This is a genomic window from Thauera phenylacetica B4P, assembly GCF_000310225.1.
In the GTDB taxonomy this organism is placed as follows: Bacteria; Pseudomonadota; Gammaproteobacteria; order Burkholderiales; family Rhodocyclaceae; genus Thauera; species Thauera phenylacetica.
Map to the genome: position 1 here is coordinate 48,640 of NZ_AMXF01000001.1, position 14,571 is coordinate 63,210.

10 protein-coding genes are annotated in these 14,571 nt (G+C 62.7%); all 10 read right to left on the bottom strand.

The window, feature by feature from the left end; translation table 11 throughout:
* Nucleotides 1–109: 109 nt before the first annotated feature.
* Nucleotides 110–1,141 (bottom strand): FecR domain-containing protein, encoded by a 1,032-nt coding sequence (locus C667_RS00230; RefSeq protein ID WP_004354815.1) that lies wholly within the window; start codon nt 1,139–1,141, stop codon nt 110–112.
* Nucleotides 1,142–1,176: 35 nt separating this feature from the next.
* Complete coding sequence (locus C667_RS00235; protein ID WP_004354817.1) at nt 1,177–1,695, bottom strand: sigma-70 family RNA polymerase sigma factor; 519 nt, start codon at nt 1,693–1,695, stop codon at nt 1,177–1,179.
* A gap of 309 nt (nt 1,696–2,004) precedes the next feature.
* Nucleotides 2,005–4,206, bottom strand: a complete 2,202-nt coding sequence (locus C667_RS00240; protein WP_245538391.1) for a carbohydrate binding family 9 domain-containing protein — start codon at nt 4,204–4,206, stop codon at nt 2,005–2,007.
* Nucleotides 4,203–4,646, bottom strand: coding sequence for a transcriptional repressor (locus C667_RS00245; RefSeq protein ID WP_004354822.1), 444 nt, complete (start codon nt 4,644–4,646; stop codon nt 4,203–4,205). The genes C667_RS00240 and C667_RS00245 overlap by 4 nt, the downstream gene beginning before the upstream one ends.
* Entirely contained in the window at nt 4,643–5,890 is a 1,248-nt protein-coding gene (locus C667_RS00250; RefSeq protein WP_211207632.1) for a PepSY-associated TM helix domain-containing protein, read from the bottom strand. Before C667_RS00250 ends, C667_RS00245 begins: the two co-directional genes overlap by 4 nt.
* 219 nt (nt 5,891–6,109) lie before the next feature.
* On the bottom strand, nt 6,110–7,777 hold the full coding sequence (locus tag C667_RS00255) for a cyclic peptide export ABC transporter (RefSeq protein WP_004354826.1): 1,668 nt from the start codon (nt 7,775–7,777) through the stop codon (nt 6,110–6,112).
* Between the two features lie 6 nt (nt 7,778–7,783).
* Nucleotides 7,784–10,294, bottom strand: coding sequence for a TonB-dependent siderophore receptor (locus C667_RS24480; protein ID WP_083881224.1), 2,511 nt, complete (start codon nt 10,292–10,294; stop codon nt 7,784–7,786).
* A 115-nt stretch (nt 10,295–10,409) separates the two neighbouring features.
* On the bottom strand, nt 10,410–11,489 hold the full coding sequence (locus C667_RS00260; protein WP_157302028.1) for a FecR domain-containing protein: 1,080 nt from the start codon (nt 11,487–11,489) through the stop codon (nt 10,410–10,412).
* A complete protein-coding gene (locus tag C667_RS00265) occupies nt 11,486–12,001 on the bottom strand; it encodes a sigma-70 family RNA polymerase sigma factor (RefSeq protein WP_004354833.1) in 516 nt (171 codons plus the stop codon). Before C667_RS00265 ends, C667_RS00260 begins: the two co-directional genes overlap by 4 nt.
* Before the next feature lie 166 nt (nt 12,002–12,167).
* Complete coding sequence (locus C667_RS00270; protein ID WP_004354836.1) at nt 12,168–14,450, bottom strand: TonB-dependent receptor; 2,283 nt, start codon at nt 14,448–14,450, stop codon at nt 12,168–12,170.
* Between the last annotated feature and the right edge of the window lie 121 nt (nt 14,451–14,571).

Below are 14,571 nucleotides of genomic sequence, written 5' to 3' on the forward strand. Positions count from 1 at the left end.
CGCTCGGATGCGGCCATCAAGGCCGCGTGCTGGCTGGGGCTCAGGGTTTGGCGCGAAATGATCAACTCCTGCAAGGGCGGTCACGCGCGGGTGGCGTGGCGCATGGGTTTCACGGCAAGGATTGCGGCCCGACCGTGACCCACCAGCGTGTGCGGTAGGCGACGCTGACGGGCTGGGTCTGCGCGAGGAAGCGCAGCGCCTGATCGGTGTCGCGGATGTGGAACACCCCCGACACCCGCAGCCCGGCCACGCGATCATCGCAGGTGACGCGGCCGCTGCGATAGCGCCCCAGCTCGGCTACCAGATCGCCCAGGCGAATGTTGCGCCCGGCCACGACACCTTCGGCCCAGGCATCGGCCTCGAAGCCCAGACTTTGCGCGGGCGCGCTGCCCGCTTCGCTGAGCCAGCGGCTTTCGCCAGCGTGAACGATGGCTGGATCGCCAACTTCGGCAGCGGGGTTGTCGGGATGCAGTGCCACGGCGCCTTCCTGCACGCTGACGCGGGCTCTGTCCGGCTCCAGCCTGACGACAAAGCGCGTACCCAGCGCCTGCATGCGGCCGAACGGCGTGTGCACCCAGAAGGGCCGAGAGGAGCGCTTGGCCGCAGCACCCCGGCCGCTGGCGCCGGCATCGGTGCCAGCGTCGGCGCCGGTGGTCACCATGATCTCGCCCCGCCGCAGCACGATGAGCCGGCGCTCGCCTTCCACGTCGGTACTGACGGCACTGTCCGTGTTGAGTACAAGCACGGTGCCGTCCGCCAGATGCAGGGTCTTCTGCTCGCCCACACTCGTGGAGGCATCCGCCAGCAGGCGCTGCCAGGGGGCATGGTCGCGCGCGGCCCAGCCCAGACCGAGCACCAAACCCGAAAGGGAGAGGAGTTTCAACGCTTGACGGCGCTCATGGTGAGTCGATTTGTGGGCCGATTCACGCTGCGCCTCGACCGCCTGCAGCGTGTCCAGCGCCAGGCGGGTGGGCAACTGGGCCAGGTCGCCGCGCAAGGTGCCGATCCGCGACCAGGCCAGCACGTGCAGCGGATCGGCCCGCAGCCATTGCTCAAAGGCCTGCCGCGTGGCGTCCGTGGCGCGGTTGTAGTCGAGCTTGACCGACCAGGCGATGGCGGCATCGACCATCTCGTCGGGCAAGCGTTGAGCTTGTTCGGGCGGCTGTGCGGGAGCGCTCACGGCTCAAAACGCAGCTCGTAGCAACGGCGCAAGGCCTTGGCGACGTAGCGCTCCGCAGTGGCCAGGGATACGCCCAGGCGTTGCGCGATCTGCGGGCAGGTCAGCCCTTCGAGTTGCGCCCAAAGAAAGGCTTGGCGAACGGCGGCAGGCAGTTCCTCCAGCGCTTGGTCAACGGCGATCAGCGCCTCAAGGATGGTCAAGCGCTGCTCGGGACTCGGCGCCTGTGCCTCGGGCAGAGCGGCCAGGGTGTCCAGCCAGGCCTGTTCGATCTCGCGCCGACGCCAGTGGTCAATGACCAGCCCCCGCGCAATGGTGGACAGATAGGCGCGGGGCTCGTCCAGCCGGGCCGGCATACGGGAGGTGAGCAGCCGAACGAAGGTGTCGTGTGCCAGATCGGCCGCCCGGTGGGTGCAGCCCAGCTTGCGGCGCAGCCAGCCGTGCAGCCAACCATGGTGGTCGCTGTACAGCGCATGCACTTGCTGCTGAATGGCGGACTGAGCGGCGGACACGAACACCCTCGCGTGAAAGCTGGCTGGGGTGCTCGGCACCTTGGCTGGTTAGTGTGTAATTGGGAATTATTCGCATTCTATCTTGGCATGGAACACGGTGGCAATTGGTTCAGCGCCCGTGTTGCCCGCGTCGCCGGCGCCACCTCCAGGTACGGGGTCCGGTCCACAGGCTACCCGTACGACGCAAGTCGAAGTCGACCTTGTAGGCATTGGCACACCGGCGCACTTTTCGGGCGGGAAGCCTGCGTGTTGAGTCACGAGAAAGGTCATGTCAAAGTCGTAGAAGCCTGGCAAATCTTGATCAACGCAGCGGTTTCAAGGTTCAAAGTTCCACACCAGCTTGAGCATGCCGACAGTCTGGCCAATTTGACCGGCATTGCGTTCGCCGGTGTAACCCAGGCGGTCGAGGGCTACGATGGCTTCCTTGCCCGGGGACCATTGCCAGCGCAGTCTGGCGCTGAAGCCGAGTTGATGGGTGACGTTGTCCCACTGGACAAGCAGGCTTTGCCCGAGACGCGTGCTGGGGGTGTAATCGATGCGGAACGAGCTTGTCCAGGCGGTGAAGGATGCGTCGGGCAGGACCAGTTCATTGCGGGCCAGCCCGAGTTGAGCGCCCCAGGAGGGGGTCGGTTTCCAGTCGATCCTGGCTGACTGGTCGTTGCGTTTGCCGTCGTAGTAGCCACCAAAGCGCCATTCGGCGGTGAAATACATCGGGCGCGACGTGGCGGATTGCAGGGTGCCGAACAGGTAATGCCAGCGATAGCTGCCCGGCGGAATCCACAGCTTCGGTACGGGGGCGTAGCCGCTGGCGAGCGTATCCGCTTCGACGAACCATTCAACCAAGCCACCTTCGCCGGCCGGGGTGAAATAGGCAATTTCCGGGTTGAGTTGCCAGCTCGTCTCGCTGCCATCGAGTTTGCGGCGGTATTGCCAGTCCAGGCCTGGCATGATGTCGGCACCCTCGACGGTACGATGCCACCATGCCGATTCACCGATGCTGCGGACGATGCCGGATTCGGCCAGATACCCGAGGGCGGGGTTGAAGTTCGTGCCGATGCGTTGCACCTCGGCGCGGAGATTGAGACCGACGTTGGGTAGCAGGATGCTGCCGCCCCAGGCGCTGTCGTCACCTTGGCCTTCATTGCGCGAATGCATGGCCCAGGCATGCGCTTCCAGCGTTTTGTCACCTTGCCATTGCGTGTCGCGGTGTTGGTAATCGAGGCCGACCAGACTGCTGCTGCTTGTTCCGGCCGGGTTGCCGGTAGTTGCCAGCAGGCCGAGGCGGCCATGTTCGCCCTGTGGGCGGGCAAGGCGAACCACCGCTACTTCGGCCGCCCGCTGATTGGGGCTGCCCGGTTCGGTCGGGCCGCCGGCGACACGGCTGGCAAAGGCGCCGACATCCCAGCCGCCAAGCTGGCCGGATACCTTCAGGCCGGCATCCAAGCTGCGCCCGCGCCCGTTGGCATCAAGCCCGACGCGGCGGGAGTAATAGGGGATGACCGTCGACTCGATCAGCCCGCCAAAGGTGAAACGGCCGGCATCGCGGAGAAAGAACTCCCGCTTTTCCGGGCGAAAAAGCTCGAAGCGGGTGAGGTTGACCTGGCGCTCATCGGCCTCTGCTTCAGCAAAGTCGATGTTCAGTGCCAGGGCGCTGCGCAGGCCGCTTTGAGCTTGATGGAACACCTCCAGCGAGGGTTCGAGGCGCTGCCTGTCCCGGCCGGTGCCGGACGCCGCTGCCGACTCGCCAACCCAGCGCAGGGCCGGCTTAAGGCGAAGGTTCTGTGCCGTGGATTCGGCTTCGATGGCGGGGATGCGAAGGGCGTCGCCCAGGGAGTGTACGTCCTTGTCGGGCTGAACGCCGGCCAACCGTACTCGCTCGCTACCGCGCGGCATCCAGCGTTCCGCATTGATCCGCCAGTGCCGCCGCGACTCACCCGCTGGCTGGCTGGCCAGCGCAGCCAGCGGAATGCTCAGTTCAGCCTGCCAGCCATCGGCTTCAATGCGTGCGTTGCTGATCCACTGCGCATCCCAGTCAAAGCGTATCTGCCCGCCGTCGAAAATCAAGGCGTCGAATTGCGCTCCGTTGGGGTTGACCACGAACAGGTAGCCGTTACGGGCGTCGCCTTCCGGGTCTATGGCGATGGCCAACACATCCTCGGCCAGCATGGCCTCCACGTCACGCCGCATCTGCTGGGCGACGATGCTGCCCGGTTCGTCGTCATATGCCTTGAAGCGTACATACAAGTTGCGATCGTCGTGGCCCAGCCGCAACTCCGTGCGCCGGCTAGGCGTGGCACCCACCCGCGGCGCAACCTGCGAAAATTCGGCAATCGGTGCCAAGGTGTTCAGCGCCTCCCAAGGCTCACCGCTCAGGCGGGGTATGGTGGCCAACCCCAGTGATGGCGATGCGACCTCCGTCTTTCCTTTACCAGAGGAAGCTTGAGCATCCAGCGTTGTGCCCGCCAGCCAGACCAGGCTGAGGAAGAGCGCCCGCCGCCAACGCCGAGCATGCTTCATCCTTGTGCCAGAGAGGTGGTCACGATGCGCCAGGCCGGCGACGAAAGCGTCACCCCTTCGGCCAGCGCCACGCGATCCAGATCATTGAGCAAGGACGCATCGCGCACACGACAGAGCGTGCCGCCGGCTGCGTCAGTGAATTCGATTTCACGCAGCGTGGCGTTGGTGCGGCACCAGCGATAGGCGAATTTGCCTTGGTTGTCCCGGCATCGCTCCAGTAGGCCTTGTTGATGGAGTTCGCCCATCAGTCGGTAGACTGACGTAATCGAAACACCATGGCGCTCAAGCATCATGTACTGAATCAGGGTGTCGAAACGGCAAAACTCGTTGGGGCGAGCCGCAATGTAAGACAAGATCGCCACCCGTGCCCGACTGGGGCGCATGCCGGCCTGCGCCGGCAGGGCCAGGGGTTGCTGGTTGGCGCTGCTAATGCTCGTCACCGGATTTTTCCTTGAGTTGGTTGCGTTCTTGTGGGCTGGGTAGCAGGCAAACCTTGTTTCATCCGCCCTTGGCGCTTGCGCCACCATACATAAACCCCGGTAATCGACAGTGATGCCACCGCCAAGCCCAGCAACGTCACAAAAATCCGGAAAGGTAGCCCCCACACGGCAGCCATGTGCAAGGCAGTCAGCCAACTGGTGACGGTATCCCCGGCGGCGGCACCGCTTGGCAGCCAGAGGCCGAGCAGGGCGCCGCTGTCGGCATCGAAGCGGATGGCAGTCTGGCCACCTTGGTCGCGCAAGTCCCAGCTGCTGCGCACGATGTAGCGATACATTCCATGCTCGGCATCGTGAACCAGCATTTCCTCACTTTCTACGGTAAAGCCCTCGCGTGCGGCAGCTTGGGCCATCAATTCGCGACCCCGCTCGCGGGCGGCCGTCCAGTCGAGCTTGCCAATCAGGCGCGGGTTTGCCAGCTTGGGCAGCGATTCTTCATCGGGCTGATGGGCGAATACCGCCCGCATTACTGGCTCGTACACGTAGTGCATATTGAACGCCACGCTACTCCACGCCAACATGAGCAGCATGGCCCAAGGCCACAACCCACCGGCGCGGTGCAGATCGAAATAGCGCTTGTATGCACCACCATGCCAGCGCAGCTTCCACGATGGCCACCAGCGCGTCGCCCAATGGCGAATGGATGTACCGGCACGGCTTGCCGGGAAGGTCAGATACGCTCCGACAACGCAATCAATGGTCCACAGCAGTGCCACGATGCCGAACAGCGTGGCGCCGATGTCGCCTAGTGCCAGCGAGAAGTGCAGACGGTAAATGAATGGCATCAGATTGGCCAACCCCTGGCCGATATCGCCCCATTTGCGCGCCCCGAGAATGGCGCCGGTGTAGGGGTTTACAAAGACTTGATCCACCGCCAATTCTGCTTCCTTGCCGGTAACCGGGTCAGGCGGCGAGAAAAGAAAAAAGACCAGTGGTTTTCCCTCCTGGCGGGACAAGGGGAGTGCTGCCACGACGGCTTCTGGGTAATGTGAAGCAACCAACTGCCGCAATTCAAGCGGGTCAATTCGATACGGCGCAATCGATGAGGCTTCGGGTTGGGGGACGCGGAACAAGGTCGGGTTGATTGCGGCCTCCAGTTCGTCGTTCCAGACCAGCAGCGAACCGGTGAGGCCGGCGACAAGCAGAAAACCCGCCATGACCAAGCCGAGATAACGGTGGATGATCAAGAAATTTCTGCGCATGTTTCAAAGACCTCGATCAAAATGGCTGAGGAGGGCGCCCGGCACGGGTTGAACGCGCATCAGCGATCGATGGGGTAAATAAAAACGATAGTGGGGCAAGCGGATCTCAATGAAAAACTCGGTTTCAATAGACATGACGCGCGAGATTGAAAAAAGGGTCATTGTTCAGAAAAAAGCGGTGTTCGGTCCTCGGTTTCAGGCCGGTTATGTCTCCGAGGTTTTGATGTCCGAGATGATGCATCCTGCATCCATGCAAACCAAATGATCGGCGGTGGAAAAGTAGCGGTCGTCATGGGTGATTGCGATGATGGTCTTTCCTTGCTCACGTAGGGCCGGCAACAAATCGAGATAGAAATAACGCTTAAATTCCGGGTCCTGATCGGCGGCCCATTCGTCAAAGAGCAAAATGGATTTTTGCTCTAGCAGCGCGACGACCAAGGCCAGCCGTTTGCGTTGGCCGGAAGACAACGCCGTGGTTGAGAAGGATCCCTGATCAATGCTGACTTTGTGATTCAATTTCAGGTGCTGTAGCCACTCCTTGCCCTGCGACTCCAAGGTGTCGTTGGCGGGAGAAAGTAGCTCGTCAAATAAATGGAAATCCGAAAAAACGGCAGAAAAATACTGCCGATAGCGGTCTTGGCTGTCAGCTGTCAAGATTTGGCCTTTGTAGATCAATTGACCGGAATCGGGTATATACAAACCACAGATCAGCTTGGCCAGCGCGCTTTTACCGCTTCCGTTGCCGCCAACAATAAAAAGAATCTCTCCGGAATGAATGGATAGATTGATTGGCCCAAGCGCAAATCCGGATTCACCATCGTCGCTCTTGAACTGAAACCGCAGGGCACTTAATTGTAGAAGTGGAGTGCATGGTAGCGTTGGCATTTGTTCCTCGGCTGGCGGGGTTGGAGCGTCGTTTTGCGGCTTGGCGCAAGCGCTGCGCACCGGCGCAATCGAAAGCTGCATCAGCATGGCCTCGACATGCTGTGCGGCCAAGGCAGCAACGCTGAACTCCGGCAGACATACGAGTAGTGCTTCAAGGGGTGTCATCATGAATACCAGCACCAAGGCATACCCGGTGCCGATGCGCTGATCCCCTCCGCTTTGATCGATCATCCAGAACACAACCAGTCCGACGAATATATGCGTCAGGAAGCCGCCCCAGTTGCTGGCGATCATGAAAATTGACATCCCGCGGGTTCTTTCTTGTCGGACTTTGTCGATCGTGTGCGTGAGTACGTCTTCGCTGAAATACGCGCGCTTGCGCGCGTTGAGTCGGAGTTCCTTGGCGCCCCCCAAAAGCCCGGCGAAATGCTTGAACAGGCGGTCTTGTTCGTTGCTGGCCTTATTGAGATGCTTGACGGCACGCAGGTGGACCAGGTGGTAGCCCATATACCCAAACCCCAAAGTCAGTACGCCCATCAGAAAAACTTGCCACGACAGCCAGGCGAGATAGGCCATGGCACCGAGCACAATGGCGCCATTGACGATGACTTGCGGCAATAGTTGGAAGAATCCACTGATGCTCGCAACATGATCGGTCAACGCGGCTTGAATGGGGGGGTGACCTGTTTTTTCGAATTGCGCGTAATCGGCGTCAATGACTGCAGAGGCGAGTTGCTTTCTCAAAATGGCAATCCCTTGCTGCGCCATACTTTCAAAGAGCAGCGATGAAAGAACGCTCATCGCAAACGTGGTGATTGAAAGAACAAGAAATCGAATCAACAGCTCAGCGCGTTGTGCCGTGTCGAAGGCAAGTGCGTCGTTGATCGTCGCAATCAGCAACACGCCGCAGCTTCCTGCAATCACGCAGGCAATGCTCGCCAGAATGAGGAGGCCGCGCGTTTCCTTGATCAGGCGGGAGATCAGCACGGTAACCTACCAGCGATAGGCCGCAGTTAGATTGATTTGGCGCTGTGTTCCGTAGTAGCACCAGCCGTAGCCACAACTCGCGATGTATTCCTTGCCTGCCAGATTGCGAACATTCAGGCGTATGGCCCAGGGGCCGGTATCGTAGCCGAGCATGGCGTCCCACAAGGTATAACCGGGAACCTTGGCGTTAGCGGTGTCTGAGTCCCCATGGTTGGAACTCGTATATCGGAATCCGGTACCGGCTGTGATTCCGTTGGCCCAGCGATAATCTGCCCAAGCGCTAAGACCGTGGCGCGACGTACCGTTGAAATTTTTTCCGATGTCCTCCGGGGCAACGCTTTTGCTGACTTTTGCCGTGGGAGTCAGGGTGTACGAGAACGTCAGATTCATGGCTCGCAGGGGTTTAAGCAAAGCCTCAACCTCTAGGCCCTTCACGGTTACCTCGCCGAGTTGCCTTGGGACACCCGCACCATCCGTTGTGATGTAGTTTTGGCGACGTAGATCAAACAGGGAGGCGCTGAGCATGCCCTCGCTGCCTTTCGGCTGGAACCGGACGCCAAGTTCCCATTGCTGTCCTGTTTCAGGATTGAAGGCCTTCCCAGTGTCCGGATTGATGGTAGTGACCGGGAAAAACGATGTCGCATAACTGATATATGGCGCTACCCCGCTATCCATGAGCCAAACAACGCCCGTGCGTCCGGTGGGCTTGCTTTTGCGTTGCTGGTCGCTTGAGCCATCTACCTTGTTGTCGGACGCCATCGACGCCCAGTCATTGCGAGCGCCCAGTGTAAGAACGAGTTGATCATGCCATTTTCCTTGCCACTGACCATAAACGCCCAGTTGTTTCAGGCGTGTCCAGCCATCGAAATAGGGATCTCCCTTCGTAATGCTTTGACCGTAGACCGGTGCGTACAGATCGAGCGGGGCGAACGCGTCCCCTTGATACGTGGTCTGGTCGAAATGACTATTTTGATAATCCAGGCCCGTGAGAAAAGTGCTGGACCAGTTTCCAGTCTTCCAGGTCGCCGTTAGCTGGTTATCGATGGCCAGTGAGCGTACTTTCTCGTTTGAGCCAAACGTCGTTCTTTCGAGAATGCGAAAATTCTGGGGGTCACTTGGATCATTTGAGTTGATGGTGACATAGCCGCTGGGTACGAAAACCTGATCGAGTTTGGCTCTGAGTTGCCCATACCGCAAATTCTGGCGAAACTGTAAATTGTCGGCAAAACGATGCTCGAACAAGTACCCGATCGACCACTGGTCATGCTCCATATGATCGAACTCGGGGTCACCAAGGTAGGTCTTGGGGACTTTTGTTCCCGCTGCTGTTGGGCGAAGTGAGCCTTCCTCCATGGCGTAACGGGAATATACTCCCGCACGGTCGCGCATGACATGGCTCAACAGCGTCAGCGATGTGTCGCCGTTGGGTTTCCAGGTCAATGCCGGGGCAAGGAAGTAGCGGTCGTCGTTGATGCCATCGACCGGGTACTCCGCATTCCGGATCACGCTGGTCAATCGATATTGCCATACGCCTTCTGCATCGAATGCCCCGGTGAAATCGCCCGCCAGTTGCCGACGATGATTGTTGCCAAGCTGAACCTGAACCTCATTTTGTGTTTCTGGCTGGGGTCTCTTGCTGACAACATTAACAAGGCCGCCTGGCTTGGCCTGACCATAGAGTACAGATGTGGGGCCGCGCATCACCTCTAGCCGCTCGGTGGCGTAGTTCTCCGTCCGCCAAGCGCCCCAGGTCCAGTTGTTCCGGAGCGGAAGTCCATCTTGATAGGGGCCGGGCTGAATCGATTCAAATCCCCGGATGTTGATCCACGTGCTCTCCAAACGTGAGTCTGGTCCCAGCGGCTCAATCTTCACCCCGGGAACATAGCCGAGGGCATCACGCATATTGACCGCGCCAGTGGCTGCAATCCGATCTGCCGTGAGGATGGTGAGCGACTGAGGTGTTTCAATCAGGGGCGTATCGGTTTTCGTTGCAGTTGCACTGCGTTTGGCCACGTAGCCCGCCACCGGCCCTGTGGCAGTCTCGCGCGCCGCCCCCGCCCTCACCGTCACCACGGGCAACACGGCTTCCTTGAGCGGTGCAGTCGGCTCGGGCTTGGCCGGTGCGGGAAGTGCCTTCTTCAGTGTGTACGTGCCATCACCGCCGGGTGCGACTTCCAACCCGCTGCTCGCCAGAGCCTGCTCCAGCGCCTGTTGGGCGGTCATGCGGCCTTTAATCGCAGGGGCTGTCTTGCCTTTGACCATGGTTGGGTCGAAGCTCAGCAGCAGGCCGGCGGATTCGCCGATGCGGTTAAGTGTGGTCGCCAGCGGCCCGGCGGGGATGTCGAACTCGCGTGCCGTGCTCTGCGCTTGCGCCATGGCCGGCGTGGGCAGCGCCACGGCTGTCAGGCAGGTGCCGCCGAAGATGAGGTGCAGCGCCAGGGCAAGGGGGGGGATGACGGGCCGGGTGGATGGGGGGGACGGGCGGCGGATGGGCATCCGGATGTGCTGGCTGTGCATGGGAGAGCTTCCTCGGGTTCGGTTGGATGAAGGTTTTCACCCTGCACGCCAATCGAACGCGAAAAAGGTACAGCGCGGATTGCATTCGGCCAGCGGCCGTCATGACGAAGCCGCTCTATCGCGGGCGGATCGCAAGCCCTCCCGCCGGATCGTTCCCTCTCGCCGGCACCACGCGCACCGGCAGCGCGCGGGCCAGCGCGGCCAGCGCCTTGTCGGTGTCGGTCAAAGGGTAGGTGCCGGAGATGCGAAGCGCCCGCACCGCCGGGTCGCACAGCAGCGGCGAAGTACGGTAGCGCGCCAGTTCGGCCACGAAGTCGGCCAGGGGCAGGTCGTCCGCCACCAGCATGCCGCGCGCCCAGGCGCTGTCGGCACTGCGGGCTGCGCTGCGGCCAAGCAGGCCCAGGCGGTTGAAGCGTGCGGCTTCACCCGCAGCGAGGATGGGGGCATCGTCCGTTGCCACCGCCTCAGCCGTGGGCGCGAACCCGAAATGACCGAGAGCACCGGCGTGGATGGCCACACGCGCCTCCATCACGGCCACGTGCGTGCTGCCAGCGTCCTGTCGCACCGCGAAGCGCGTGCCCAGCGCCTGCACGCGGCCTTCGGCGGTTTCGACCCAGAACGGTGGCGGGGGTTGGTCGCCATCACCCTCGCCCTTTGGCTTGGCGGTGGTGATGAGCACGCGGCCGCGCCGCAGGTGGATCAGGCGCTCGCTGGCCGAGAACGCCACGTCGATGGCAGTGTCGGTGTCCAGGCGCAGTTGGCTGCCGTCGGCAAGCAGCAGGTCGCGCTGTTCGCCCACGGCGGTCAGCGCGTCGGCGGAGGCGTCGCTGCTGCGCCAGCCTTGCCAGCCGAACCAACCAGCGCAGAACAAGCCGGCCAGCCCGCCCAGGCTTTTGAGCGCCTGGCGGCGAGCGGCGCGCCGGCCTTGCTGCTTTTCGAGTGCGGCCACCGAGACGCCGGCCTGGGCTGGGGGGATGTGGGCAAAGGGTGCGGTCACGGCCTGGGCTCTTTGCCAGGCGGCTTCGTGCCGGGGATTGGCGGCGCGCCAGGCCTGCCAGCGCTGGTGGTCGGCCTCGGTGGCTTCGCCCGAGGCCAGCAGCACAAACCAGCGGGCGGCGGCTTGCAGGAGTTCGGCCGATGGGGCTGCGTCGGGGCCAGACGTGGAAGACGTAGAGGTCGACGGGGTCGAGCTCACGGCAGCGCCACGCCCATGCAGTGCGTCATGGCCTGGAGCATGTACTTCTTGACCATGCTGACCGACACGCCCAGCCGCGTGGCGATGTCGGCGTACTTCAAGCCTTCGAGTTGCGAGAGCAGGAAGGCGCTGCGCGCCTTGGGCGGCAGGCCGTCGAGCAGGGCATCGATCTCATGCAGGGTTTCGAGGATCATCGCCCGCTCCTCGGGGCTGGGCGCATGCGGCACGGGCTGGGCAGCCAGCGCTTCGAGGTAGGCGCGCTCCAGGTCTTGCCGGCGCAGGTGGTTCACCATCAGGCCGTGGGCCACCGTGGTGAGCCAGGCACGCGGCTCGCGCAACTCGTCCAGCCGCGGGGCCAGCAAGGCGCGCACGAAGGTGTCCTGCGCCAGATCGGCGGCCTGGTGGGTGCAGCCCAGCTTCTTGCGCAGCCAGCCGTGCAGCCAACCATGGTGGTCGCTGTACAGCGCATGCACTTGCTGCTGGATGGCGGACTGAGCGGCGGACACGAACACCCTCGCGTGAAAGCTGGCTTGGGTGCTCGGCACCTCGGCTGGGAATGAGAATGGTTCGCATTTTATCGTGTAGCAGCAGACATTTGCAACGCAAGCCTGGCAAATGACGTCCGAGGCGGTGTTGGCATGCTGCACGACGCCGTGGAGCTGGCGCGGCGCGCTGGATTCAGAACCGCATCGCCAGTTCCACCCGGATCTCCCTGCCGGGTTCGCGGAAGCCCACGACACCCTCGTAGCCGGCGATGTGCTGGAAGTCCTCATTGCTGCCGTGGTCGAGGTAGGTCTTGCCGAAGAGGTTCTTCACGACGAATGAGACCGTCAGACCCGCCACAGTGGAAGGCCGCCAGTTCGCGTAGATGTCGTGCACGCTGTAGCCGGGCTTCCTGACCGTGCCGACCGTCGTGTCCAGAGCGTCGATGCCCTTGACGAAACGGCCCAACCAGCCGATGTCGAGCCGCTCGGACACGGCGTGGTCGATGCTCATGGTCAGCGTGTCGCCCTGGCTGGTGCCCAGCCCGTTGTGCTCATAGCCGTTGAGACGCCGACTGTTGAGCGTGGACCGGTTGTGATGGAAGCCAGCACCCAGCTTAAAGCTATGCCAGTCGTAGGCGGTATGCAGCAGCATTCCGTTCGATTTCAGGGTACCCACGTTTTCGAATTGCACGGGCTTGCCGACGGGGTCCGCGATCGCATCAGCCACCGTGGTCTGATACACCTTGGCGTTGACGCGCCAGGCACCCTCCCCGTAATCGAAGCCGACCTCCGAGGTGCGGGCGCGCTCCGGACGCGTGTTGGTCGCCGTGGTCGCCACCGTTTCCAGCTTGAAGGCGTCGCGCGCCTGGGGGCCGCGCAGGGCACGCGCATGGCCGGCCAGCAACGCCAGCTCCGGGGTGACGCTGTAGCGCAGGCTGAGGTTGGGACTGGTGCCGCTGGCTCTCTGGCGGGCGCCGTTGACGTTGGTGAGTTGATAGCGGTCGTGGCGCGCGCCGAGCCTGATCTCCAGATCGTCGGTGGCCGCCATGCTGGCCTGGATGTAGGCGCCGCTGACTTGACCGTCTTCCTGCTGCTCGGACGGATTTGCCGCGTAGCCTGCCCGCACACGGTCCTCCCTGTGGTCCAGGCCGTAGGTCAGGCGATGCGCGCCGAAGCGCTGCGTATTGCGCAGGTCCAGTCCGGTGGATTCGATCTTGCCCAGGTAGTGGCCCCAGCGCCCGACGACGTTCTGGTCCAACTCGGCCTGGGTCTGGAACAGCGAGATTTCGACGTCTGCATTTGTGTCCGTCGGTTGCCAGCGGTAGCCCAAGTTCCAGGTCTGCCGGTCCCGCTGCAAGGGGTAGGCGCGGTTGAAGCTGCTGGGCACCCACTGGGGACGCTGGGTGCGATCGCCTTCATCGCGGTTGTGGTCGTAGCTCAGGCGCAGCGTGTGATCCTGTGCGACCTTGCCCACCAGCTTGAGGAAACCGAGCTGCTGGCGCGACCCGGTCGGCGTCACAGGCCGGCCGCTGCCGTCTTCATAGTCATTCTGGTCCTGGCGCGTCAACGCGGCCATCGCCGACCAGTCGTCACTGAGTCGGCCGAACACGCTGGTATGCGCCTTGTATCCCTCGGCATTGCTGTAGTAGCCCCCCTTCATCAAGGCACCCACACGTTCGCCGGGGCGCAGCAGTTCCAGCGGGTCCTTGGTCACAAAGCGCAGGGTTCCCCCAAGGGCGCCTGGACCGGCGGTGGCATCACCCGTGCCGGATTGCACATCGACGCGGCTGAGCAGTTCCGGTTCGATCTGCACCCGTGCCGTGTGGTGAAACACCTGGCCCACCTGGCTGGCACCGTCGACCCTCACGTTGAACAAGGTGTCCTCCATGCCGCGCACGTAGATCTTCTGTGCCGCAGCATGCCCCCCGCCCACGCTGACCTCGGGCTGAGAGGCCAGCACATCTTCCAGGTCCGTGGCGGCATAACGGGCTATCGTTTTGCCAGTCACCCGTCCCGGTTCGACGGAAGAAATACCCCCTCCGGCCCCCGCCCTCACCGTCACCACCGGCAGCACTGCCTCCTTGAGCGGCACCGTCGCTTCTGGCTTCGGCGGGGCTGGTGGCACTGACGGTGCTTTTCTCAGCGTGTAGCTGCCATCGCCGCCGGGTGCGATCTCCAACCCGCTGCCGGCCAGGGCCTGGGCGAAGGCCTGCTCCAGTGTCAGGCTGCCGCGCACAGAGCCCGCCGTGCGGCCGCTGACCAGTGCGGGGTCGATGACGATGATGCGGCCGGCGCGGCGGGCGATGCCGGTGAGCGTGGCGTCGAGCGGCCCGGCGGGCAGGTCGTAGGCGGCGGTCTGGGCGTCGGCGGCAGACTGCGCGCGGGCCGGTGCGTGGGCCAGGGCGCCGCCCAGGGCGAGCAGAACGGCCAGCGCCAGCGGGTGCAGCGCGGCGGGTCGGGCGTGTTGATGGTGCATGCGGTTTCTCCGAAAGAACGGTGGGATGGCTGGAAGCGATGTCTTCATCAGCCTTGAACCGCGAGCGGAGAAAAGTGACAGGGGGTTGCGCGAAAAAGTTGGGAGAACCACAGAGACAACT

Excerpts from the sequence above, each read along its gene's own strand:
- C667_RS24480 (WP_083881224.1), bottom strand. The coding sequence starts at position 10,294 with ATGCACAGCCAGCACATCCGGATGCCCATCCGCCGCCCGTCCCCCCCA.
- C667_RS00240 (WP_245538391.1), bottom strand. The coding sequence starts at position 4,206 with ATGAAGCATGCTCGGCGTTGGCGGCGGGCGCTCTTCCTCAGCCTGGTC.
- C667_RS00270 (WP_004354836.1), bottom strand. The coding sequence starts at position 14,450 with ATGCACCATCAACACGCCCGACCCGCCGCGCTGCACCCGCTGGCGCTG.